Annotated in this window: 18 protein-coding genes; 3 read left to right on the top strand and 15 right to left on the bottom strand. The window is 59.6% G+C overall.

Translation table 11 applies throughout. From position 1 onward, the window contains the following. The 7 genes from recN to IMCC20628_RS04355 form a co-directional block, all read right to left on the bottom strand. Positions 1–1,674, bottom strand: a complete 1,674-nt coding sequence (recN, locus tag IMCC20628_RS04390; RefSeq protein ID WP_047029201.1) for a DNA repair protein RecN — start codon at positions 1,672–1,674, stop codon at positions 1–3. Positions 1,675–1,685: 11 nt separating this feature from the next. Beyond that, on the bottom strand, positions 1,686–2,552 hold the full coding sequence (locus tag IMCC20628_RS04385) for an outer membrane protein assembly factor BamD (RefSeq protein ID WP_047029200.1): 867 nt from the start codon (positions 2,550–2,552) through the stop codon (positions 1,686–1,688). Between the two features lie 481 nt (positions 2,553–3,033). Next, positions 3,034–3,987, bottom strand: a complete 954-nt coding sequence (gene lpxC, locus IMCC20628_RS04375) for a UDP-3-O-acyl-N-acetylglucosamine deacetylase (protein WP_047029198.1) — start codon at positions 3,985–3,987, stop codon at positions 3,034–3,036. Between the two features lie 290 nt (positions 3,988–4,277). Next, positions 4,278–5,963 (bottom strand): cell division protein FtsZ, encoded by a 1,686-nt coding sequence (gene ftsZ / locus IMCC20628_RS04370; RefSeq protein ID WP_047029197.1) that lies wholly within the window; start codon positions 5,961–5,963, stop codon positions 4,278–4,280. Between the two features lie 58 nt (positions 5,964–6,021). Then, positions 6,022–7,350 carry a cell division protein FtsA gene (ftsA, locus tag IMCC20628_RS04365; RefSeq protein WP_047029196.1) on the bottom strand — a complete coding sequence of 443 codons (1,329 nt, stop codon included), beginning with the start codon at positions 7,348–7,350 and terminating at the stop codon, positions 6,022–6,024. Further along, positions 7,347–8,276 (bottom strand): cell division protein FtsQ/DivIB, encoded by a 930-nt coding sequence (locus IMCC20628_RS04360; protein ID WP_047029195.1) that lies wholly within the window; start codon positions 8,274–8,276, stop codon positions 7,347–7,349. Before IMCC20628_RS04360 ends, ftsA begins: the two co-directional genes overlap by 4 nt. Then, positions 8,264–9,202, bottom strand: coding sequence for a D-alanine--D-alanine ligase (locus IMCC20628_RS04355; protein WP_047029194.1), 939 nt, complete (start codon positions 9,200–9,202; stop codon positions 8,264–8,266). The genes IMCC20628_RS04360 and IMCC20628_RS04355 overlap by 13 nt, the downstream gene beginning before the upstream one ends. A 517-nt stretch (positions 9,203–9,719) precedes the next feature. Between IMCC20628_RS04355 and IMCC20628_RS04350 the strand changes: the two genes are divergently transcribed. The 3 genes from IMCC20628_RS04350 to IMCC20628_RS04340 all read left to right on the top strand — a co-directional run bounded on the left by IMCC20628_RS04350 (position 9,720) and on the right by IMCC20628_RS04340 (position 14,518). After that, on the top strand, positions 9,720–10,997 hold the full coding sequence (locus IMCC20628_RS04350; RefSeq protein WP_047028619.1) for an IS66 family transposase: 1,278 nt from the start codon (positions 9,720–9,722) through the stop codon (positions 10,995–10,997). A gap of 300 nt (positions 10,998–11,297) precedes the next feature. Next, positions 11,298–13,202, top strand: coding sequence for an EAL domain-containing protein (locus tag IMCC20628_RS04345; protein WP_245307875.1), 1,905 nt, complete (start codon positions 11,298–11,300; stop codon positions 13,200–13,202). Positions 13,203–13,405: 203 nt separating this feature from the next. Next, positions 13,406–14,518, top strand: coding sequence for a P1 family peptidase (locus IMCC20628_RS04340; RefSeq protein WP_047029192.1), 1,113 nt, complete (start codon positions 13,406–13,408; stop codon positions 14,516–14,518). 24 nt (positions 14,519–14,542) lie between these two features. On the opposite strand, the gene IMCC20628_RS04335 is transcribed toward IMCC20628_RS04340, so the two are convergent. The 8 genes from IMCC20628_RS04335 to mraY all read right to left on the bottom strand — a co-directional run bounded on the left by IMCC20628_RS04335 (position 14,543) and on the right by mraY (position 23,769). After that, on the bottom strand, positions 14,543–15,364 hold the full coding sequence (locus IMCC20628_RS04335) for a GGDEF domain-containing protein (RefSeq protein WP_047029191.1): 822 nt from the start codon (positions 15,362–15,364) through the stop codon (positions 14,543–14,545). A 130-nt stretch (positions 15,365–15,494) separates the two neighbouring features. Continuing rightward, entirely contained in the window at positions 15,495–16,316 is an 822-nt protein-coding gene (locus tag IMCC20628_RS04330; protein ID WP_047029190.1) for a GGDEF domain-containing protein, read from the bottom strand. Between the two features lie 244 nt (positions 16,317–16,560). Next, entirely contained in the window at positions 16,561–17,529 is a 969-nt protein-coding gene (gene murB, locus IMCC20628_RS04325; protein WP_156174642.1) for a UDP-N-acetylmuramate dehydrogenase, read from the bottom strand. Positions 17,530–17,534: 5 nt separating this feature from the next. Then, the gene (gene murC, locus IMCC20628_RS04320) at positions 17,535–18,965 is read right to left on the bottom strand and encodes a UDP-N-acetylmuramate--L-alanine ligase (protein WP_047029188.1); all 1,431 of its coding nucleotides are present in this window, start codon (positions 18,963–18,965) and stop codon (positions 17,535–17,537) included. Beyond that, the gene (gene murG / locus IMCC20628_RS04315; RefSeq protein WP_047029187.1) at positions 18,962–20,089 is read right to left on the bottom strand and encodes an undecaprenyldiphospho-muramoylpentapeptide beta-N-acetylglucosaminyltransferase; all 1,128 of its coding nucleotides are present in this window, start codon (positions 20,087–20,089) and stop codon (positions 18,962–18,964) included. Before murG ends, murC begins: the two co-directional genes overlap by 4 nt. A gap of 4 nt (positions 20,090–20,093) precedes the next feature. Beyond that, a complete protein-coding gene (gene ftsW, locus IMCC20628_RS04310; protein WP_047029186.1) occupies positions 20,094–21,248 on the bottom strand; it encodes a putative lipid II flippase FtsW in 1,155 nt (384 codons plus the stop codon). Continuing rightward, positions 21,241–22,662, bottom strand: a complete 1,422-nt coding sequence (gene murD, locus IMCC20628_RS04305) for a UDP-N-acetylmuramoyl-L-alanine--D-glutamate ligase (RefSeq protein WP_047032251.1) — start codon at positions 22,660–22,662, stop codon at positions 21,241–21,243. The genes ftsW and murD overlap by 8 nt, the downstream gene beginning before the upstream one ends. A 3-nt stretch (positions 22,663–22,665) precedes the next feature. Next, positions 22,666–23,769 carry a phospho-N-acetylmuramoyl-pentapeptide-transferase gene (gene mraY / locus IMCC20628_RS04300; RefSeq protein WP_047029185.1) on the bottom strand — a complete coding sequence of 368 codons (1,104 nt, stop codon included), beginning with the start codon at positions 23,767–23,769 and terminating at the stop codon, positions 22,666–22,668. Positions 23,770–23,786 lie beyond the last annotated feature (17 nt).

Below are 23,786 nucleotides of genomic sequence, written 5' to 3'. Positions count from 1 at the left end.
TCAGTCGGCCACATCCAGCAGCCGCGCTGCAGCTGCGCGGGCTTCGTCGGTGACGTGTTCGCCGGCCAGCATCCGGGCAATTTCCTCACGTCGTGCATCCGCACCCATGGTCGAGACGCGTGTCGACACCGTCACCGAGCCTGCCTCGGATGGTCCCTTGGCGATCAGCAGATGCGTGGCCGCCCGTGCAGCGACCTGCGGTGCGTGGGTGACCGAAAGCACCTGAACGCCTCCAGCCAGCCGCTTGAGCCGTTTGCCGATGGCATCGGCGACGGCTCCGCCCACACCGGTGTCGATCTCGTCAAACACCAACGTCGGCGCCGAGCCGCGCTCGGCCAGTGCCACCTTGAGCGCCAGCAGAAACCGCGACAGCTCGCCACCCGAGGCGACCTTCATGATTGGCCCTGCCCGTGAGCCCGGATTGGTGCGGACGTGGAAGGCGATGGCGTCAATGCCGCTCGGACCGGCATGGGCGGCATCGCTCGCAATTTCGACAATGAATTCGGCCCGCTCCAGCTTCAGTGCCGGCAGTTCGGCCATCACCGCACTGGTGAGTGCCGCAGCAGTGGAGTGCCGCCGCTCGGACAATTGCCCGGCCGCATGCAGAAACGCCGCGCGGGTCTCGCCGACCCGGGCTTCCATGCTGGCCAGCCGCTCTTCGCCGGCGTCCAGATCTGACAGATCGGCGATCATCTGCGCCGCGAGTTCCGGCAAGGCATCGACGGTGACATTGTATTTGCGCGCCGCCGCCCGAAGCGCAAACAGCCGCTCCTCGGTTTCTTCCAGTTCGCGCGGATTAAAATCGGCGGCCCTCAGTGCTGCCTCGACGGCGGTCTGCGCGTCGGCCAGCGCATTGAGCGCGGCATCAAGGGCTGCCACCGTGTCATTGAGCAGTTCCGGCGCTTCCAGCGCCTTGCGCTCCAGCCGCCGCATCAGCCCGCTGATCACCGGCATCGGCGAGCCCTGACCGTTAAGCACCTCATCGGCCTCGTTGATGTCGCTGGCCATTTTTTCAGCCTTCATCATCATCGAGCGGCTCTCGGCCAGCTGTTCGTCCTCACCCTCGATGGGGTGGAGTTTTTCAAGCTCGTCGACCGAGGAGCGCAGCCAGTCGGCCTCGCGCCTTGCTTCTTCGACGCGCGCACGGTGCGCCTTCAGCGCCCGTTCGGCCTCGCGCCAGCTTTCATGCAGCCGCCCGACATCGGCTGTGCGCTCGGTCAAGCCGCCAAAAGCGTCGAGCAACGCCCGATGCGCGTCGGTGTCGATCAGCGCCCGGTCATCGTGCTGGCCGTGGATCTCGACCAGCAGCAGACCAGCCTCACGCATCAGCGCCACGCTCGCCGGCTGGTCATTGATGAACACACGCGTCCGGCCATCGCCCGACTGCACCCGTCGGAACACCAGATCACCTTCGTCATTGATGTCATTGGCGCGCAGCAACAGCCGCGCCGGATGTTCAGCGCCGACGTCAAACACCGCGGTAACCTGGCCCTTGCCCGCGCCATGACGCACGAGGCTGCCATCGCCACGGCCGCCAAGCGCCAGTGAAAGGGAATCAAGGAGTATGGATTTGCCGGCGCCGGTCTCGCCGGTGAGGACCGACAGACCAGCGTCAAACTCGAGATCAAGCTTCTCGATCAGGACGATATCGCGGATCGACAGCTGGACAAGCATCGCCGCCCGCTTCAGGTGCCGACGAGGACGGCCCCGGCGCGCGAAATCCAGGAGCCCTTGTTCTCACGCGGCTCGAGGCCACGGGTCTTCAAGAGCTTGTAGGAGTCTGCATACCACTGGCTGTCAGGAAAATTGTGCCCCAGTACGGCGGCTGCCGTCTGCGCTTCGCTTTCAAGGCCCATCGCGTAATAGGTTTCGACCAAGCGGGCCAGCGCCTCTTCGATCTGGCGGGTGTTGGGATATTGCTCCACCACCAGACGGAACCGGTTGGCCGCCGCCAGATATTCCTTGCGCTCAAGATAATAGCGCCCGACCTGCATCTCCTTGCCCGCCAACTGGTCACGCGCATAGCGCAACTTGGCCTGGCTATCCTCGACATATTCAGAATCAGGGTAGCGCTCAATCACTTCGGTGAAAGCGGCGATTGCCTTTGCCGAGGTGCGCTGGTCGCGCGTTACCTCAGGAATTTGCCGGTAGTAGGCGAGCCCGACGATATATTGTGCGTAGGCTGCATCGTCATCGTTGGGATAGAGGCTGAGAAACCGCGAAGCCCTGTTGATGGCTTCGGAGTAATTGCCCTGGCGATAATCGGTGAACGCCCCCATCACCATCGCCTTGCGGGCGAATTCCGAATAGGGGTGCTGCTTGTCAATCGCCGCGAATTTGCGTCCGGCCTCGGTCAATTCACCCGACTGCAAATTGGCTAGCCCCTGATTGTACATCACATCGGCAGGTTCAATAGATTGCGCGTAGGCGGTAATGTCGATGTCGGGATCGGATTGACAACCGCTGACGACCAACGAAACGCCAGCCAATCCGGCGACTATGAGCGCAACTCTACTCGCGCGCCCGCGCCCACCCTTGACCGAAGTATCCATTCTGCAAAACCTCTCAACAGCCGCGGGTGCAATTGCCCGCGGAACCAGACCCGCGTTTCTATCCGGAAATGACCGAACTTCGCAACGTCATGAAGACGCTTTGCCGCATTTTTGTGGCAAAGGCTTTCATCAAAAGCACGAGATTAGAGCATCGGACGACAAATATGACGCATTCTGTCGGCTCAAACCTGCTGCTCCACAAGAAGGATGGCGAGAGCGATGCGCTTTCATCTCTCAAGCCGTTCGATGCAGTGGATAGCAGGTATCAGCCAACCCGGAGAGCCGCACGCTTTCAAGTCCTGAGCAGGATTTTCGTCTCGAACCTCCCTGTGAAGGTATGTCCTTCGCCAAAAACTCTGCTCAGCCCATAAAATCATTACGGCAGAATACGACATATTTATCGTACGATTCTCTGGATCTGCAAGCCACAATGTGAGCCGCAGTCAGAGCGTCATACAAATAAAAGACATCTGTTTGGAGATCAGAGCGCCCAGGGAGCAAAGGCAGCTGCGTTGACAGCGACCAGTTCACCATGGCGAACCGTGTTCCGGCGAGCCGGTGCCTCAACGACGTCATAGGCCGACTGATCTGCCAGCAATGCCCGCAGCGCCAGCGCATTGAGCTTGTGACCGCCGCGGTAGCTGCGGTAGCAACCGATGAACTGCGCGCCGGCCAGAGCCAGATCGCCCACAGCATCAAGCGCCTTGTGCCGTGCGAACTCGTCGCCGAAACGAAGTCCCTCGACATTGATGACCTTGCCGTCGTCACCGATCACCACGGAATTTTCAAGCGACGATCCCAGCGCATGCCCCGAAGCCCAGAGCCGCTCGACATCGCGCATGAACCCGAAAGTACGGGCGCGGGCCAACTCGCGGCGGAACGTGTCGGCTGTGACTTCGCCCTTCCACGACTGGCGTCCGATCAGCGGTGTATCGAAATCAATATCGATCTCGAAGCGGGTGCCGTTGTGCTGGCTGAATTCTGCCCACGAACCGCCCATTTCGATACGCACCGGCTTGGTGACGCGAATGTAGCGGCGCTTGACTGCGTGATTGGTAAGTCCGGCATTGTCGAGCGCCTCGATGAACACGGCGGCGCTGCCGTCCATGATCGGAACTTCGCTGCCATCAAGATCAATGCTGATATTGTCGACGCCCAGCGCATAGAGCGCAGCCATCAGATGCTCGACTGTCGCAACGGAGCGATCAGGAGCCTTGCCCAGAAGTGTGCAGAGATCGGTGGAACCCACCTGCGAAGACACGGCGCGCACGCTGATGGTGTCGCCGGAGGGAAGAAGGCGGTTGAAAACGATGCCGGTATCCGGGTCAGCAGGATGAAAGGATATCGAAACATTTTCGCCGGAATGCACGGCAATGCCAGAGAGGGAGATTGACCTCGAAATCGTGGTCTGTAGGCCTACTACATCGATACTCATATGGTCCGCCGTTTCCCGCAAAATTTGTCATGGCCGCATTAGGCCATTCTATCCCCGATCACCAAGAGCAATTCCACGCCTCCCCAGCGCGGTGGACTGCCCCAACCCTTTTTGTTGTCTGCAAGATACGGCGGCGACCCTGAGTTTCCAAATCACGCTTTTTTTCGTTCTGTTACGTTAGTGCAACAAACCGTACCCTCAAAAACCTCTGAATTTTCATAATCTTAGCAATTTGGCATGGCAACCGACTGACTGCCATGCCGCGTATGTTTCAGTATGTTACAGACGACTCACTTTGCCTGGCGGCGCAGAAAGGCAGGAATCTCGAGTTGTTCGTCCTCGATACTCGCGCGAGTCTGCGGCGTTACCCGGCCCTGATCGTCAAGTTGACCACGACGTGGGGCATAGACACTTGCCTCTGCCGACAGTGGCCGGCGCACCTGCGGTGCCTGGCCGGGTTGTGTCGCCTTGGATGTCTCTTCCTCTTCGCGGCGGCCGAGCGAGCTCGAGATCCGCTTGAGCAATCCCATCGGGCCGCGTTCATCGGCGTGGCCCTGCGGCGCAGCACGATGTTCGATCTCGGCCTGTACTACTGGCGGGAAGTCTTCGACCCGCGGCATGCGGGACGGGGCGGCTTCCGTGCGCAAAGTCGGCGCTGCTTGCGCTGGCTGCGGAGCAGGTGCTGCCGGACGTGGCGCGGTCATTGCAGGCTGCGGTGCAGCCACCGGTGCCGGTGCTTCGCCTGAATTGGCAAAGATTCGGCTCTGAGGCTGAAAACCGGGTTGCGCAGCAGCGGTCTGTGGCTTTGCAGCCAGTTCGTTCTGGGTTGCGATGTCGAGTTCGCGCTCCAGCTCGGCTTCTGCCGACAAGATGGTTTCAGCCAGCGGATCCTTTGCAGTCGCCGGTTCTGGTGCAGACGGACGTGCGGCCGGCTGCGGTGCGCTGGCGGCAGGTCGTGCAGCCGGACGTGACGCGGTGACCAGTGGACGTTGCATTTCAGCGGCGCCTTCCACCCGGTCGATGCCGGTGGCGACAACCGAGACGCGGATCAGGCCTTCAAGCGCTTCGTCGAAGGTTGCACCCAGGATGATGTTGGCGTCAGCGTCCACTTCCTCGCGGATGCGGGTCGCTGCCTCGTCAACTTCAAACAGCGTCATGTCGCGGCCGCCGGTGATCGAGATCAGCAGGCCTTGCGCGCCCTTCATCGTGGTTTCATCGAGCAGCGGATTAGCAATCGCAGCTTCGGCTGCGGCCATCGCGCGGCCTTCGCCGGAAGCCTCGCCGGTGCCCATCATGGCGCGACCCATTTCGCGCATCACCGAACGGACGTCGGCGAAGTCGAGGTTGATCAGGCCTTCCTTGACCATCAGGTCGGTAATGCAGGCAACGCCTGAATAAAGCACCTGGTCGGCCATCGCAAATGCGTCGGCGAAGGTGGTCTTGTCATTGGCGATGCGGAACAGATTCTGGTTCGGAATGACGATCAGCGTATCAACGCATTTCTGCAGTTCTTCGATGCCTGATTCAGCCAGACGCATCCGGCGCGCGCCTTCGAAATGGAACGGTTTGGTGACCACGCCGACGGTCAGGATGCCCTTGTTGCGGGCTGCCTGGGCAACAACGGGTGCAGCGCCGGTGCCGGTGCCGCCGCCCATGCCTGCGGTGACGAAGCACATGTGGGTGCCGTTGAGGTGATCGAGGATTTCGTCGATGCATTCCTCGGCCGCCGCGCGGCCAACTTCGGGCTGCGAACCGGCGCCAAGGCCTTCGGTCACGGCAGCGCCTAGCTGGATGATCCGTTCAGCCTTGGACATGGTCAGCGCCTGGGCATCCGTGTTGGCGACGACGAAATCGACACCCTGGAGTCCTGCATTGATCATGTTGTTGACAGCGTTTCCACCGCCGCCGCCAACCCCGAAAACCGTGATGCGGGGCTTCAGCTCGGTGATGTCCGGCTTCTGCAAATTGATGGTCATGGCACCCGTTCCTTCCTTGTCGCATGGCCGCACCGCCGCGGGGGCCAATTCTGTAAAATCAAAAACTCTCTTTAAGCCACTGCCCCACTCGGGACAGACGACCTCCGGCACCGGCCATGACGGCAAAGCCGCCCTCGCCCGTACCGTGGGATTCAAGATGTGCCACCTGAGGATAAATCATCAGGCCCACAGCTGTTGAAAATGTCGGCCCCTTGGCCGCTGCCGGCAGACCGGAAACACCGAGCGGCCGGCCGATACGCACATTGCGCGCCAGGATGCGCCGGGCGGATTCGGACAGGCCGGTCATCTGGCTTGCGCCACCGGTGAGGACAATCCGCTTGCCGACAAGTGTCGAATAGCCCGACTGCTGGATCCGGTCGCGCAGCATTTCCAGGGTTTCCTCAACCCGTGCCCGCACGATGCGCGAAACCAGCCCGCGTGGCACATGGGTCGGCTGATCATGCTCGTCCTCGCCGATCGGCGGAATCGAAATAACGTCGCGGTCTTCGCCGGCCTGCGGCAGGGCCGAGCCGTGCACGACCTTGATGCGCTCGGCATCGTCAACTCTGGTTGACAGCCCGCGTGCCAGATCCATGGTCACGTGCTGGCCACCAAGCGCAATCGCGTCGGCATGCACCAGCTTGCCATCGCAAAAAACCGAGATCGTCGTCGTGCCGCCGCCCATATCGATGCAGGCGCAGCCCATTTCGGCTTCATCGGAAACAAGTGCTGCCAGTCCGGAGGCATAAGGTGTCGCCACCATGGCCTCGACAGTGAGGTGAGCGCGATTGATAGACAGTTCGAGATTTCTCAGCGGCGCCCGGTCAGCCGTCAGCACATGCATGTCGACGCCAAGCACATCGCCATACATGCCGGCCGGATCGCGAATGCCGCGCTCGCCATCCAGCGTGTAGCTCGACGGCAGCGAATGCAGGATGGCGCGCTCATTGAGCTGGCTTTGCCGCGTCGCCGCGTTGACCACCTTGGCCAGATCGCCTGAAGCGATCTCATGACCGCCAAGATTGACCGAGGATGAATGGGTTTCGCTATTCAACCGCCCGGCGGTGACATTGACGATCAGGCTTTCGACCGTGACACCTGCCATGCGCTCGGCAGCGTCAACGGCGAGCCGCACCGAACTTTCCACCGCATCCATGTCGGAGATCACGCCGGATTTGAGGCCGCGGGATTTCTGATGACCGATTCCGAGAATTTCGACACTGTGGCTGCGGCCCGACAACACTTCGGCGCCTTCAACCGGGGTCAGGCGGCCAATCATGCAGACCACCTTGGACGAGCCGATGTCGAGCACGGTGACAATGCTGACGCGCTTTGATGACAGCGGCTTGAGCCGGGGCAGCATTGAAGAGGGGCGGAACATGCTCACGACTTTTTCCCCGCCTTGATGAGTTTGGCCCGCGTTTCGAGCGCCTTCTTGCGGCGTTCGAAGGAACCCTCCGTGAGACGGAGCGTCACGCGGTCCTCAAGTCTGAGATCGACGGCGGCGATATCGCGCGACAGCACATCGCGACCCGCGTCGAATTCGGCAAAACGCTTCAGCGCCGCGCCGACATCGTTCTCCGGCAGGCTCAGCGTCACGCCATTGTCGAGCCGGAGGTCCCAGCGCCGGTCAGCGATGCGAACCGCAGCCTTGACCCGTGACCGCAGTTCGGGATGAAACAGCAGCCGGGCTTCGAGCTCATCGGCATGAATATCTGCGCCAAGGCCGACATACAGCGGCAGCTCGGCATGACGGGCACCGGTCAGCGGCGCAATGACATCGCCGCGCGCATCGATCAGCATCAACCTGTCACCATGCTGCCAGATGCCGACAGGTGTGCGCTCGACCAGCCGGACCGACAGGCCGCGCGGGTAGATTTTCTGTACCTGCGCATCCGTGACCCAGGGCAGTTCCATCAGCTTGGCGCGCGCAGCATGGGCATCAATCGCCACAACAGAGGTTGTGCCGTCGAGCCCAAGCTGCTGCAGGATATCAATGTCGGAGGTTTCGGCATTGCCGCTGACATGCACGTCTTCAAGCGCAAACCCGGCGCTTGTGGTCACGGCTTGGGTGACGGCCTGTGTGTGGCCGCCAAGCGTCATGCCGTAAAAGCCGGTGGCGGCGAGAAAGGCCAGGGCTGCAACCGAGCCGGCATGCGGACGAATGTCCACACGGCCGGTGGCCAGCGCGGTGACGTAGCGAGCCGGACGGCGCAGGAAACGCGGCAGCACAACAGCGCCGGAGAACGCTGTGCGTCCCGACGTTGCGGCCGTTTTGACGGCCCTGCCTTTGTTTCCTGTTATCGACGACACGATGCGTCCTCCACTATCCAACTTACAAATTCTTCGAACGAATGCCCTGCCTGCAGGGCCATTTCCGGCGCCAGCGATGTCGGCGTCATGCCGGGCTGGGTGTTGACTTCGAGCCAGATGACCTCTCCATTTTCGGAGAAACGGTCGTCAAAACGGAAATCCGACCTGCTCACACCACGGCAGCCGATCGCTTGATGCGCCTTCAAACTCAACTTACGAATTTTTTGGTAAACAAAGGGTGAAATTTCTGCCGGACAAACGTGTTTCGAGCCCCCGGCAACATATTTAGAGTCATAATCATAGAAGCTGTGTCCTTGCGGCACGATTTCGGTGACCGCCAGCGCCACATCGCCCATGATCGTGCAGGTCAGCTCCCGACCCGCGATGTAACGCTCGACCATCACCTCATCGCCGTACTTCCACTCTTTCGAGGTGATCACCTGCGGCGGATGCGACTGTCCCTCGCTGACAATGACGACTCCGAAGCTCGACCCTTCGGTCACCGGCTTGACCACATAGGGCGGGGCCATCGGGTGCGCCGAAGTAAAGTCGTGCCGGTTCATCACCTTCGATTCCGCCACCGGAATGCCCACAGCCTTGGCGACGATCTTCGACAGCCGCTTGTCCATGGCCAGCGCGGAAGCCGTGACGCCCGAATGAGTATAGGGAATGGAAAGATATTCCAGCACACCCTGAATGCTGCCATCCTCGCCGTAGGGTCCGTGCAGCGCGTTGAAGCAGACATCGGGCCTGAGTTCGGAAAGCACCGTGGCGACATCCGGCGCGACATCGACACGGGTAACCCGGTACCCGGCCCGCTCCAGCGCATCGGCGCATGCGTTGCCCGACGACAGGCTGACCGGCCGCTCGGAGGAAAATCCGCCCATCAGCACGGCCACGTGTTTGGATTTGGTCACTTCTGGCATCAGTTTCCCTCGTCTTGCCGTGCCGCAGCCCTCACGCCAGGGGCTGCAGACGTCGTCACAGTTTTGTCAGACCCGGTTCAGACGAACAGAACAGGCGCACTGACCGACAATATAAAAGGCGAACATTGCGCCAAACCGTCCAGCTTGGCGCAAGTCCGCCAGTGCCGCAGTAACGCGACGCCCGTGGGGCCGGAAGGTCATTACAGCGCCGCGCAACAAATGGGATGCGCGGCGCTGTATTTCTGTAAATTGATGCATGTAAATTATCGTTCATGTGATCCATTTGAACGCGAAAGGCCTGAGGGAAAATCACACGCCGCGCCACAGCAGCGAGCCCGAAATTTTCGCCACCCCAGCAGGGATCATAGAGGCACTATCAATGCCATGACGCAGCGGCGCGATGAATGAATTTGCAGTGCAAGCCGTTTGAAAAAGCTTCCCCAATTACAAAGAGACCAACAATCCAGTAATTACCCACCCCCTTGCCATGCACCACAATGTCTGAATCCATGATGATATGGATCGGACTGATTTGCAGCAGCTGAGCAAGGACGAATTGATCGAGATGGTGCTTCGGCTCCAACGGCCTGCCAAGGATTCTCGGACGTCTTCCAAGCCGCCCTCTACGGACAAGAAAGAGAAACGCGTCAACTCACGACCGGGTGGAGCCAAGCCCGGGCATGAACCCCACAATAGGGTGCTGGCGGATTTTGCCGACATGTTTCGCGATCATGAACCGACCGCCTGCAAGAGATGCGGCCATGCGTTTTCCGGTGATGATACGATGGTGCTGGCCGGGGCCTATGACGAGATCGATATTCCTGCGATCCGTCCTCATGTCACCCGGCATCGGCGTTTTTCCTGTCATTGCCCGCAATGCGGCACGACGACAAAAGCCACCGCACCTGCCGTGGCAACCGCAACGCCGTTCGGGCCAGGCATTCACGCGCTGGCGATCTACCTCAAGAGTTTCCATGCATTGTCTTACGAACGCCTGAGCGGTGTGTTCATGGATATCTTCGGCCTCCATGCGAGCGAGGGCGCGATCATGAACATGTTTGCCCGCTCCCGTCCGAGCTTCCAGGCCACAGCACAGGCCGCCAAGGCCAGCCTTCGAGCCGCCCGCGTTGTCGCCAGCGACGAAACCGGTGTGCGTATTGAGGGCACAAATGCCCAACACTGGGTTTTTCATTGCAAGGATGCCGTTGTCCACCAGCCCGATTACTCCCGTGCAGCACGGGTCGTTCACGAGACCATGGGCGGCCATGTCCCCGAGGTATGGATATCTGATCGGTATTCAGCCCAGCAATCTCACGGCCATCGACATCAAACCTGCCTTGCACATTTGGCGCGTGATACAGCCTTTGCGCTGGAACATGGCGAGGATGATCTCCCTCTTCGCTTCCAGCTTTGGTTTGGCCGTGTGTTTGATTTCGCCAGAGCCATAAGCACATTCGCTGCGTCTACCGTCGCAAGCAAGAAGCGCAAATTCGATAAACAGCTTGCCGGGCTTCTATGCGCCCCGACTTCATGCGACCTGGCCCAAAAGCTCCAGGCCAAGATCGGGCGGGCCCGCGATCAGCTGCTGACGTTTTGCGACTATCCCGGAGAAGTCGATGTCACCAACAACACATCTGAGCGAAAGCTCCGTCCATGGGTCATTCAGAGAAAGGTGACAAACGGATATCGCGCCATGTGGGCCGCCCAAGCCGAGGCGGATGTACGCACAACCGTCGATACCGCCCGCCTTAAAGGCGCAAATCCCTTCCAGGTTATCGCATCCGTCTTGGCGTAGGCCGACATCAAGGCCCGAAATCATAAATTCAGGGGTGGGTAATTACACAATCCACCTAATTTATGAATGGTCAAATCTAGTAGCGCAAACAACCACCCCCAAAAATGTTGCGTTAACGGTTATCCCTATAGAATTACAACCAATGTATCGTCGGAATTGCTTTTTTCATTTCAGAAACAGAGATACAAAATTGAAGCATTGTCCTTTTAATTCTGACCTTCTGCATCCATGCCTAATAAAACCGCATGCCCTGCGCACGCAATTCAGAAATGTTGATCCGAAAGTCGCATTCTCATAAAAATGCCTAGCCAATTCGCGTTTTACAAGTCACGGGTTGACCCGGTTCGGCAGCAAGCCCTGGCGACTGCCTATTGTCCAATCGTGCGCGGTTTCCTGCTTCCAGGCATGATCTATTATTCATACATCACCCTGACCCACTTCAGAGACGAGACCGGGCTGGAACTGGCCATACTCGCCTCTATCTGTTTCACGACGGTTGTCAGCTACTATGTGATGAGGCAGCATGTGCTTGCCAGCGACAAGCTGTCGTTGCAACGGCTCGAACTGATCGGCCTGGCCGCCAACCTGCTGATCTACCTCAATGTCGTATGCTATCTGACGATTCATTTTGAGCAGAACAAACTGATCTATTTTGCTCTGATGGCCGTGGTCTTCTCCACGACCGGCATCACCTTCCGGGGAACCCTGCTCAGCGTTGGCCTGGCGCTGGTGACGCTCTACTTCTTCGCATCCAGGCTGCCCCATGAAATCCTGACCCAGTACGTCTCGATCGGCATCGCCACAACTTTCGCCTCCCTCGGAATGGCGGCACTGCTGCGCAAAGCCATCCGCAGGCAGATCGATGCCCGGCTGCTTGCCGATGGTCTGGCCGCCAAGGCGCAACGTCTGGCTGACACCGACATGCTCACCGGAGTGCCGAACCGGCGTGCCGTTTTTGAGAAGATCGACTACTTGATTTCTCAGAAGAGGCCGTTCTGGATCGGTATTTTCGACCTGGATGGCTTCAAGGCGATCAATGACGTCTACGGCCACGTGATCGGGGACGATTTGTTGTGCGGAGTAGTCGAACGGTCCGCCAATCTGAACCTTCCCGGCGTCACGTTTGGACGCATCGGCGGCGATGAATTCATCTGCATCATCTCAGGGTCGCATACCGCACAAGGTATCAAGCAATTCGGCGCCAAGGTCATTGAAGCCGTAAGCCGTCCCTACCCTGTCGGCCCAATGGAACTCACAATTGGCGTTTCAGCCGGCTTTACTCATTATCCGAGCATGGCGACATCCGGCGCCCAGTTGTACGAGCAAGGCGATTTTGCACTGTATAAAGCAAAAGCCACCCGCCGCGGCCAGTGCGTACTGTTTGACACAGCCGAAGACGAGGAAATGCAGGCGACAATAGCCATTGAGCGCCAGTTGCGCGAAGCCGATCTCGAGAGCGAGCTGTATCTTCTGTTTCAGCCGCAGTACTCGCCCTGCGAACAACGGATAGTTGGCTTTGAAGCGCTGGCGCGCTGGAAAAATCCGACACTTGGCCTTGTTGCGCCCGACCAGTTCATCCGTGCAGCGGAACGCTCGGGCCATATCCGCAAAGTGACGGCTATCCTGTTCGAAAAGGCACTTCGGATCCTGGCGGACTGGCCCGATGACATCAGCCTGTCGTTCAATCTGTCCGCCCATGACATTTCCGACCACAGCTTCATTCTGAAGCTTCTCGGAAAAATCATGAAGTCCGGCATCTCCCCCAGCCGGATCGAGTTTGAAATCACGGAAACCGCGGTGATGACCGATCTTGCGGCGTCGAGATCTTTGCTGGAGAAGCTTCGGGCCAGTGGCTGCAAAATCGCCCTTGACGATTTCGGGTCCGGTTACTCAAGCTTCGAGTATCTCGATCAGCTGCCCCTCGACAAGGTCAAGATCGACAGGAGTTTCATCCGCAAGGTTGCCCACAGCACCACATCACGGGAGATCGTTGCCGCTGTGATAGGATTGTGCCGCAAGCTGGACCTGCGCTGCGTTCTCGAAGGTGTCGAAACCCAGGTCGAAATGGACTTTCTGACCGAACTTCGGCCCGACCTGATTCAGGGGTACCTGTACGGCAAGCCGATGCCAGCGGACGCCGTGATGCAAAGGATCATGGAACAGGATCAAACCTCCACCGAAGCCAGAAACGCCTTGTCTGCGTAACTATCTGCCAGCTGCGAGAACACGCCTGTCGGGCCGCATGTTTTCAAAGCTTTGACAATGCGCGCTCTTGTGAGATGAATTCAGACAGCGCGGATCTGCCAATTGCATTGCCCCAGTTCCCGCTCCACGCGCGACCGGGACCGCTTCTCGTGTAATCCTTGTGTGTCTCGCCTTGATGAACAACCGGCTGTGAGACCAATTCGATGACCCCAGAATGGAAAACCACCCCGTCGGGCAAACTGCGCGGCAAAGCTCTGGGTCTGCCGTTTGAAGGCATCAGCGGGCCATTCAACGCCATCACCGATGTGGCCGGCGTCAGCGTCGGTTATTTGACACTCATTTCAGGCGACGGACCGCTCAAGCAGAGCCATGGCCCCGTGCGCACCGGGGTGACGGCGATCTTGCCGCGACCGCGCGATCAGATCGACAAGCCGCTGTTTGCCGGCTTCTTCAGTCTCAATGGCAATGGCGAACTGAGCGGCACGCATTACATCGAGGAGACCGGCAAATTCGCGCTGCCAATCACCATCACCAACACCCATTCCTGCGGCATTGCCCGTGACGCGACGATCCGCTGGGCGGTCGAATATCTGGCCGAGCGCTACCATGATGATTTCGCACTGCCGGTGGCGGCCGAGACCTATGACGGGTTTCTAAACGACATCAACGGCTTCCACGTCACCGCCGATCATGTCATCGCGGCGATCGACGCGGCCCACGGTGGCGCTATCGAGGAAGGCAGCGTCGGCGGCGGCACCGGAATGAAATGTTTCGGCTTCAAGGCCGGCTCCGGCACTGCCTCGCGGATGGTCAATTATGCAGGCGAAACCTTCACCGTCGGCGTCTTTGTGCAGGCCAATTTCGGCACCCGCCGTCATTTGACGGTGTTGGGCAAAAATATCGGCGCCGATCCGGACCTGCCGCAGATGCACGAAGCCACCCGTGACACCGAACTGAGTTCGATCATCGCCATCATCGCCACCGACGCACCGTTGCTGCCGCATCAACTCAAGCGGCTGGCGCGGCGCGCCACCTTCGGCATCGGCAAGACAGGCGGCATGGCCACGCACGGCTCAGGCGATCTGTTTCTGGCGTTTTCGACGGCCAACAGGGATTTCAGCCCCGGCGCTGTCCGCACTGCGCGGTTTGTGCCGGATGAGGACATCGATCCATTTTTCGAGGCCGTGGTCCAGGCAACCGAGGAGTCGATCCTCAATGCGATGATCGCCAACGAGACGATGATTGGGCGCGACGGCAATCTGGTACCGGCACTGCCGCATGCTGCGGTAAAAACGGCATTTGGACTGGGCGATTGAGCAACACGGAGAAGGTCTGATGTGTCAGGCAGCGTTTGCGTTCTGGCGATGCTGATCCTCTTGACCAGCCTCGTAGGAAAGCACGATCCGGTCGCGTCCGCCGGATTTGGCTGCATAAAGAGCCTTGTCCGCGCGGGAGAAGGTTTCGCCGAACTTCTGATCCGGCAATGCCCGGGCAATTCCGCCGGAGACTGTGATGGAAAACGCGCCGCCCTCGGCTTCAGTTCGCATTAAGGCGATCCTGGTGCGGGCTGCTTCACCAAGCGCTGCGAACTCGGCAAAGGGTATGGCACAGCTGGTGACTGCAAATTCCTCTCCGCCGATGCGTGCACATATGCACCGGTCATCGAAGACAGCGCGAAGCAACGCCGCCACTTCGCTGATAACTTCATCACCCACAAGATGACCATAGGTGTCGTTCACTGATTTGAAGTGGTCGATATCGAGAACCAGCATCGCTTTTTCCCGGTCGCACTGGTCAAAAGAATCCAGAATCGCCCGGCGGTTCATCAGGCCGGTTAGCGGGTCGGTGCGGCTGAGATGTTTCAGTTCGGCTCGAGATTTGCCGAGATCATAGAACGCAAACCCCAGCACCGCATAGCCGACGGTACTGACGGGAAAAGTCAGCAGTGGGGTCAGCACGGAGGCTGCAATCAACCCGGCACTCAGGGTGTAAGGCAACAGGCCGAACCAATTGAACAGGAAATGCACCGCAACATTGAAACTGTAGACGCAAACCGTGATCTTCAGCCCCATTGAAATCGCATGGCGCCAGACATGGCGAGGCGACTCAAATTCATCCAGAGTAAATTGCCTGACAATCCAGTTCTTGACCACAACCACCATGAACGCACCTCTTTCTGCGAGCGCGTTATAATCATGCGGCCTTAAAATAATGCTTTCCGGATAGTTAGATTGCGATGATTAGCCATACTGGAATAGACTCAGCAAGGGACTGGCCGGTGCCGCCTGTCAATCAGACGGCGTTTGATTTCAGACTGAACAGATCCGGTTTTCCAGTATCGTAACACAGCGCAAGCCGGTCGCGGCCTCGGGTTTTGGCTGCATAAAGCGCCCTGTCGGCACGGGAAAACGCTTCACCGAACTTCTGCTCAGGCAGCGCTCTGGCGACCCCGCCTGATACGGTAACGGAGAGTACTTTGTTTCCGACACGGATCCGTGTCGTGGAGATCCTTCTGCGGGTAAGCTCGCCAAGCACCGCGAATTCGGCAAAATTCATATCGCTACTGAAGACGGCGAACTCCTCACCGCCGATCCGCGCGCAGATACATCGTTCACCGAGCGCGGTTCTGATCATCGCCGCGACCTTGGCAATGACCTGATCGCCAACCAGATGGCCATGGGTGTCGTTGACCAGTTTGAAGTGGTCAATATCAAGAACCAGCAACGATTTTTCCTGGTTACATTGATCGAAGGCCTCAAGAAGTGCCCTGCGGTTCAACAGGCCCGACAACATGTCGGTCCGGCTGAGATGTTCAAGCTCGGCCCGCGACACCCCCAGGTCGTGAATCGCCAGTCCCACTGCCACATAGGCGACCGTCGACAAAATAAAGGTAATCGGTGGCGTCAAAACCGTTGCTATGATCAGCGCCGAGGACAACGCATAGGGCAGCAGGCCGAACCAGTAGAGCAGCAAATGCGCGCCGAGATTGAGAGCATAGGCAAGAACGGACACCTTGAACCCGACCCAGACAGCTTTGCGTACGACATCCCGGTAGGAGTCGAATTCCGCAAACAAAAGCTGTCTGATCACCCAATCGCGGGTCAGGCGGACCATAAATGCACTCCCGGTTAATGGGCGCACCTTAGGTTTCACCAGTTAAAATTATGCTTCCAGCATGCAATGAATGAATGCCGCCAAAGCATCAGATCAAGACGCTCCTGACCCGTTTCGGCACCCTTTGTCGTTCAGGCTGCGACCTAAAGCACGTTGCATTCAATCGTATTCATGCAATGTGCTTTAGGTTTTTGTTTTGGCGCGTGTTTTTTCCGAAAACCGGTTCCCACTTTCGGAACACGCTTTAAACCATCTGCCCCAGAAATTCCTGCACCATCTGGTCGGGTTCAAACAGGCCCAGCCGCTTGATTTCCCATTCGAGCCTTATGCCCGATGTCTCCAGAACACGGGCGCGAACGGTTTCGCCGAGATGTTCGAGCTCGTAGCCCGAAGCCTGGCCGGTGTTGATCATGAAATTGCAGTGCATCGGCGACATCTGCGCGCCGCCCACCGTCAGGCCGCGGCAACCGGCCTCGTCGATCACCTTCCAGGCTGAATGGCCTTCGGGATTCTTGAAGGTCGAGCCGCCGGTCTTCTCGCGGATCGGCTGCACAGTCTCGCGATGATGCTGAACTTCATCCATCGCGGCGCGGATCTCGTTCTTGCCGGCTGGAATGCCCTCAAAAATCGCGCGGGTGAAGATCAGGTCTTTCGGCGCCGAGGAATGCCGGTAGGCGTAGCCCATCTCGGCATTGGACAGCACATGCCGTTCACCCTTGCGGTCGATGGCGTGAACCTCGACAACCCGCTCGCGGGTTTCCGTGCCGTTGGCGCCGGCGTTCATCCTGAGCGCCCCGCCGATGGCACCGGGAATGCCATGATAGAAATGAAAGCCTGACAGCCCGGCTTCCAGCGCCAGGGCGGCGAGATGCTTGTCCGGGCAGACAGCGCCTGCCGCAAGCCGCGTATCAGAAACCTTCTCGGCCCGGCCAAAGCCCTTGACCGACAGCCGAATGACGACGCCGGGAATGCCACCATCGCGCACCAGCAGGTTTGAGCCGATGCCGACCGGCAGCACCGGAATGTCTTCCGGCAGGGCGGCGAGGAAGGTTGCCAGATCGTCTTCGTCAACAGGCTGGAACAGCACTTCTGCAGGACCACCGGTGCGGAACCAGGTGATCTTCGACATGTCGGCATCCGGTGTCAGCCGTCCGCGAACACCGCCCAGCTTGTCTCCCAGAGACGTCAGAAGTTTTTCGCCATCGACCTGCAGCGTCTTCATGCACCACCCCCGCCATCGGCTACGGGCTTCAGCGCGGCAAGTTCATCTGGCAATTGATTGGCCCATTGGGTGATGGTGCCTGCACCAAGGCAGACGACATAATCGCCCGGCTGGGCAATCTCGGCGATCAGTGGCGCCAGCGCCGCAGGTCCGTCGATCAGCCGCGCGTCACGATGGCCGCCGGCCTTCATGCTCGAGACCAGGGAGGCGGAATCAAATCCCTCGATTGGGTCTTCGCCAGCTGCATAGACCGGCGCCATGATCACCGTGTCGGCATCATTGAAACAGGCGGCGAAATCGTCAAACAGGCTTTCGAGCCGCGAGTACCGGTGTGGCTGGGCCACGGCGATGACGCGCGCCTGGCAGGCGTCGCGGGCCGCCGACAGCACTGCCTTGATCTCGACCGGGTGGTGGCCATAATCGTCGAATATCTCGACGCCGTTCCACGATCCGGTGTTGGTGAAGCGGCGCTTGACCCCGCCGAATTGACCCAGACCCGTGGCGATCTGCTCGGGCGTCAGGCCCAGCTCATAGGCAACCGCAATTGCGGCCACGGCATTGGAAACATTGTGCTTGCCCGGCATCGGCAGCCGCAGATCCTTGAGTTCGACGCTCTCGCCGGTCTTGCGGCTGTGGATCACCACGTCAAACACCGACACCGGCCCGTCCATGCGGTGGTTGGAGAAGCGCACATCCGATTGCGGGTTTTCACCATAGGTGATGACCCGCCGGTCCTCGATTCGGCTGACCAGCGCCTGCACTTCCGGATGGTCAAGACACATCACGCCAAATCCGTAAAACGGCACATTTTCGACAAAAGACCGGAACGCTGCCCGCACGGCATCAAAGGTGCCGTAGTGATCAAGGTGCTCGGGATCGATATTGGTGATGACGGCGATATCTGCCGGAAGCTTGAGGAAAGTGCCGTCGCTCTCGTCGGCCTCGACCACCATCCACTCGCCCTCACCCATGCGCGCATTGGTGCCATAGGCATTGATGATGCCGCCATTGATCACAGTCGGATCTAGCCCGCCGGCTTCCAGCAGCGTTGCCACCATCGAGGTGGTGGTGGTCTTGCCATGGGTGCCGCCAATGGCGATGGCGTTGCGAAAGCGCATCAGCTCGGCCAGCATCTCGGCGCGGCGCACCACCGGGATCAGCCGCTCGCGCGCTGCCACCAGTTCGGGATTGTTCTTCTTGATCGCGGTCGAAACCACCACGACTTCGGCCTCACCGAGATTGTCCGCCGCATGGCCGATATGGACCTCGATGCCCTTGTCGCGCAACCGCTGCACATTGGCGCTTTCCGACTGGTCCGAGCCCTGCACCTTGTAGCCGAGATTGTTCAGCACTTCGGCAATGCCGCTCATGCCAATGCCGCCAATGCCGACAAAATGAACAAGACCTATGGTTTGCGGCATTTTCATGCGTGCGTGCTCCTGAATTGATCGGGGGTGATACCCCCCGCAATAGCTTCTGCCAGATCGGCAAGCAAGCGCGCCGCATCAGGTTTCCCTGTCGCCTTGGCGGCGGCTGCGGTGGCGGCAAGGCCGGTGGGATCGTTCATCCGGTCGGCGATCATGCCGGACAGGACCTGCGGCGTCAGCTCAGATTGTTTGATGACACTGGCGCCGCCCATGGCCATCAGTGCGGCCGCATTGGCTGCCTGGTCATGGTCGAGCGCAAACGGATAGGGCACCAGGATCGCCGAGCGGCCAATCACCGCGATTTCCGACACCGTCGATGCACCGGAGCGTGAAATCACCAGATGTGCTGCCGCGATCCGCGCTGCCATGTCGTTAAAGAACGGCGAGACTTCAGCCTTGACGCCAAGCTCTTCGAGCCAGGCCTTGAGATGAGCTTCATCCTCGGGGCGTGCCTGCTGGACCAGATCCAGCCGCGCCCGCAGCTCTTGCGGCAAAAAGCCGATGGCCGAGGGGATGGCTTCGGAGAAGAACTGCGCGCCCTGGCTGCCGCCAAACACCACCAGCCGGAACGTCTCGCCCTCTTCAGACGGGACGTAAGGAATTTCTGCCGCCGCGATCACCTCAGGGCGCACCGGATTGCCGGTAATAATGATCTTGTTTGCATGCGCGCCCTTGCCCTCGGGCAGAAACCCGCCAGCGATCGCCATAACCCGCGAGGCCAGCGCCTTGTTGGCACGGCCCATCACCGCGTTCTGCTCGTGCACCATCGACGGCAAGCCCGCATTCGACGCCGCCAACAACGGTGGAATGGTCGGATAGCCGCCAAAGCCGATCACCGCGTCGGGACGGATCTTGCGCAACAGCCTGCCGGCTTCGCGCACGCCCTGAAACAGGGTCCACAGTGACCTGACCACCTTGATCGGGTTTTTCGAGCCGATCGTGGCTGACCGCACCACATGGATTTCAGACGCCGGAAATGTGCCGGCGAAACGCTCGGCACGGCTATCGGTGACCAGATGCACGCGGTGGCCACGGGCGATGAGTTCATGCGCCAGCGCCTCGGCCGGGAACAGATGTCCACCGGTGCCGCCCGCCGAAAGCAGGAACAATTTGCTCTCACCCATCAGTCTATTCCGCCGCCACAGCTGCAGCCGGCCGGTAGATCGTGCGCGGTTGCGCCCGGCTTTCCGGCCTGCGCCGGGTCAGCGCCAACATGAAACCAGCGGTGATCGAGACGGCAATCATCGACGATCCGCCGTAGGAAATCAGCGGCAGGGTCATGCCCTTGGCCGGCAGCAATTCGAGATTGACGCCGATATTGATGAACGACTGGAAACCGATCAGCAGCGACAGGCCGGCGACTGCCAGACGGGTGAAATCATCCTGCTCGCGACCGGCGCGCATCAGCCCGCGAATGACAACGAAGCCGAACAACGCCACCAGGATCATGCAGAAGATGATACCGAATTCTTCTGCCGCTACGGAAAACACAAAGTCCGTATGACTGTCGGGCAGGATGCGCTTGATCGTGCCCTCGCCCGGTCCCTGACCCAGCCAGTCGCCGCGGATGATCGCCTCGCGCGCCGTATCGACCTGAAAACTGTCGCCCTCGCCAAACAGGAAACCGTTGATGCGTTCAGCGACATGCGGAAACATGAAATAGGCAGAGACGAAACCACCCATAGCCAATCCGGCCAGCAGCATGATCCAGAACCATGACATGCCGGCCATGAAGAACATGCCGCCCCAGACGGCGGCGGTGAGCATTGTCTGCCCGAGATCGGGTTGAGCCACCAGCAATGCCGCAACAATGCCGAAAAGGATGATGGCGAACAGATTGCCGGGAATTTCGGGATGCCGCGAGCGTTCAGAAAACAACCAGGCGCACATGATGACGAAGGCTGGCTTCATGAATTCGGATGGCTGGATCGAAACACCCAGAACCGAAACCCAACGACGTGAGCCCTTGATTTCAATACCGAAAAACAACGCCAGAACCATCATGGCGATGGATCCGATCAGCAGCGCCAATGCAGCGCGGCGCACCTGGCGCGGGCTCAGGAACGACACCCCGATCATCACCAGCAGCGCCGGGACCAGAAACACGCCGTGGCGCGTGACAAAGTGAAAACTGTCAAGCCCCAGCCGCTCGGCCACGGCTGGGCTGGCGGCAAAGGACAGCATCAGCCCGATGCCCATCAGCGCGATGAAGACCGCCAGGAAAAGGCGGTCAATGGTCCAGAACCAGTCGGCGACCAGTCCGCGTTCGACTCGACTAACCATGGTTTTCTCCATTGCTTTCGACATCAATCAGCATCTTGGTATCACCCAGAGCCGACACCAGGCTTACGAAGGCATCGCCACGGACCTCAAAATTGCGGTACTGGTCAAAACTGGCGCAAGCCGGTGACAGCAGCACAACCGGCATGCCGGCAGGATCTGCTGCCGCATCCGACGCAGCGGCCGCGACCGCCTTGTCGAGCGTGTCGGAAATTTCAAAGGCTGCATGCGCGCCGATGGTTGCGGCAAAACCCGCTGCCGCCTCGCCGATCAGGTAGGCCTTGGCAATGCGCGGAAAATAGGGCTCCAGAGCGGCAATCCCGCCGTCTTTCGGCAGACCGCCGGCAATCCAGTAGATCCGGTCGAAACTCTGCAAGGCCGGGGCTGCAGCTTCGGCATTGGTGGCCTTGGAATCATTGACGAACACCACCGCACCGCGTCGCGCCACCGGCTGCATCCGGTGCTTGAGGCCGGGAAATGCCGCCAGACCTGCGCGGATTTCGTCATCGCTCAGTCCGACGCTGCGGCAGGCGGCGATTGCAGCGGCAGCGTTCTGCGCATTGTGCGCGCCACGTAACGTGGTGATGCCATCAAGGTCAGCCAGATCCCTGGTGCGACCGTCGATGGCCTGACGGATCATCGATCCCTCCGCAAACAGACCATTTGCCAGCGGATGGTCCTTGGAAATCCGCTCGACAGTGCGTCCCTGGCTTTCCAGTTGTTCGGCGATGCCGCGGCACCAGTCGTCATCGACTCCAATGATGGCCAGATCACTTTGCGCCACAAGCCGCGTCTTGACCTCGGCATAATGCTGCATCGAGCCGTGCCGGTCGAGATGATCCGGGGTAAGGTTGAGCAGAAGGCCGGCGCTCGGATCGAGTGAAGGCGCCAGATCGATCTGGTAGGACGAACACTCGACGACATGCACCCGGCCGGCCGCAGGCGATGCCAGCGTCAGAACTGCCGTGCCGATATTGCCGCCCAGTTGCGCGTCACGGCCGCTGTGGGCGATCAGATGGGCAATCAGCGCCGTGGTGGTGGATTTGCCGTTGGTGCCGGTAATCGCGATAAAAGGGCTGCCCGGCGCATGCGCCCGGCGTTCACGTGCAAAAATCTCGACATCACCGATAATCTCGACACCATGGCGGTTGGCCAGTTCCGCCGTCCAGTGCGGTTTCGGGTCGGTCAGCGGCACCCCAGGGGCCAGAACAAGTGTGTTCAGTGACGCCCAGTCGACGCCATGAAGATCAGCCACCGGAATACCTGCCAAACGCGCAGCCTCGACCTGAGCAGGATTGTCATCCCAAGCCACGACGCTGGCACCGCCGGCGGCCAACGATTTCGCAGTCGCAAGCCCCGAGCCTCCGAGCCCGAAGAGCGCCACGCGCCGATTGCTGAATGTTGATGCCGCAATCATCAATCACCTCAATTTCAGCGTCGCAAGCCCGATCATCGCTAGTCCGACCGAGATGATCCAGAACCGGACCACGATCTGGCTTTCAGTCCAGCCCAGTTTTTCGAAATGGTGATGAATCGGGGCCATCAGGAACACCCGCTTGCCGGTCAGCTTGAACCAGCCGACCTGAATGATCACCGACAATGCTTCAATGACGAACAGACCGCCGATGATCGCCATGACGACTTCGTGCTTTGTAGCGACCGCAACAGTGCCGATCAGACCACCCAGCGCCAGCGATCCGGTGTCGCCCATGAAAATCGCAGCTGGCGGTGCATTGAACCAGAGAAAGCCCAAACCAGCGCCGATCACCGCACCGAGGATCACCGCCAATTCGCCGGTGCCGGGCACAAAATGGATCTGCAAATAATTGGCAAACACCGCGTTACCCGCAAGATAGGCGATCGCGCCGAACGAAGCGGCCGCAATCATCACCGGCACGATAGCCAGGCCATCGAGCCCGTCGGTGAGATTGACGGCATTACCGGCAGAGACGATGACGAACGCCCCGAAGGCTACAAAGAACCAACCCAGATCAAGCAGAAAATCCTTGAAAAACGGAAACGCAATCGATGTGCCGAAAGCGGTTCCATTAACGGTGGACGCGGCCATCGATGCCCGCATGATGAAAAACACCGCCAGACCGGCGATGATAAATTCTAGCCCCAACCGCGCCTTGCCGGAAAATCCCTTGTCGCTCTGCTTTGTAACCTTGAGATAGTCGTCGTAAAACCCGATGGCGCCAAAGCCCAGTGTGACCAGCAGGGTGGTCACCACATAGACACTCGACAGATCGGCCCACAAAAGCGAGGAGCCGACAATGCCGGCCAGGATCATCAATCCGCCCATGGTCGGTGTGCCGGCCTTGAGAAAATGGGTTTGTGGCCCATCGGCCCGGATTGGCTGTCCGCGGCCTTGCCGCACCTTCAATGAGGCAATGATTCGAGGTCCAAACAGAAACACGATCAGCGCCGCGGTAAACATCGAAGCCCCGGTTCTGAAGGTGATGTATCTGAAAAGATTGAAAAACTGGACCTCGTCCGCCAGATCCACCAACCAAATAAGCATGTGCTTCGGCCCCCGCG

Origin of the sequence: Hoeflea sp. IMCC20628, from assembly GCF_001011155.1 — a bacterium.
Classification (GTDB): Bacteria; Pseudomonadota; Alphaproteobacteria; order Rhizobiales; family Rhizobiaceae; genus Hoeflea.
This window is presented reverse-complemented; position numbering and strand designations above follow the sequence as displayed.

What these genes read in the sequence shown, in the direction of transcription:
- recN (WP_047029201.1), bottom strand. Translation starts at nt 1,674, where the DNA reads ATGCTTGTCCAGCTGTCGATCCGCGATATCGTCCTGATCGAGAAGCTT.
- IMCC20628_RS04385 (WP_047029200.1), bottom strand. Translation starts at nt 2,552, where the DNA reads ATGGATACTTCGGTCAAGGGTGGGCGCGGGCGCGCGAGTAGAGTTGCG.
- lpxC (WP_047029198.1), bottom strand. Translation starts at nt 3,987, where the DNA reads ATGAGTATCGATGTAGTAGGCCTACAGACCACGATTTCGAGGTCAATC.
- ftsZ (WP_047029197.1), bottom strand. Translation starts at nt 5,963, where the DNA reads ATGACCATCAATTTGCAGAAGCCGGACATCACCGAGCTGAAGCCCCGC.
- IMCC20628_RS04355 (WP_047029194.1), bottom strand. Translation starts at nt 9,202, where the DNA reads ATGCCAGAAGTGACCAAATCCAAACACGTGGCCGTGCTGATGGGCGGA.
- IMCC20628_RS04350 (WP_047028619.1), top strand. Translation starts at nt 9,720, where the DNA reads ATGGATCGGACTGATTTGCAGCAGCTGAGCAAGGACGAATTGATCGAG.
- IMCC20628_RS04345 (WP_245307875.1), top strand. Translation starts at nt 11,298, where the DNA reads ATGCCTAGCCAATTCGCGTTTTACAAGTCACGGGTTGACCCGGTTCGG.
- IMCC20628_RS04340 (WP_047029192.1), top strand. Translation starts at nt 13,406, where the DNA reads ATGACCCCAGAATGGAAAACCACCCCGTCGGGCAAACTGCGCGGCAAA.
- IMCC20628_RS04335 (WP_047029191.1), bottom strand. Translation starts at nt 15,364, where the DNA reads ATGGTGGTTGTGGTCAAGAACTGGATTGTCAGGCAATTTACTCTGGAT.
- IMCC20628_RS04330 (WP_047029190.1), bottom strand. Translation starts at nt 16,316, where the DNA reads ATGGTCCGCCTGACCCGCGATTGGGTGATCAGACAGCTTTTGTTTGCG.
- murC (WP_047029188.1), bottom strand. Translation starts at nt 18,965, where the DNA reads ATGAAAATGCCGCAAACCATAGGTCTTGTTCATTTTGTCGGCATTGGC.
- murG (WP_047029187.1), bottom strand. Translation starts at nt 20,089, where the DNA reads ATGGGTGAGAGCAAATTGTTCCTGCTTTCGGCGGGCGGCACCGGTGGA.
- ftsW (WP_047029186.1), bottom strand. Translation starts at nt 21,248, where the DNA reads ATGGTTAGTCGAGTCGAACGCGGACTGGTCGCCGACTGGTTCTGGACC.
- murD (WP_047032251.1), bottom strand. Translation starts at nt 22,662, where the DNA reads ATGATTGCGGCATCAACATTCAGCAATCGGCGCGTGGCGCTCTTCGGG.
- mraY (WP_047029185.1), bottom strand. Translation starts at nt 23,769, where the DNA reads ATGCTTATTTGGTTGGTGGATCTGGCGGACGAGGTCCAGTTTTTCAAT.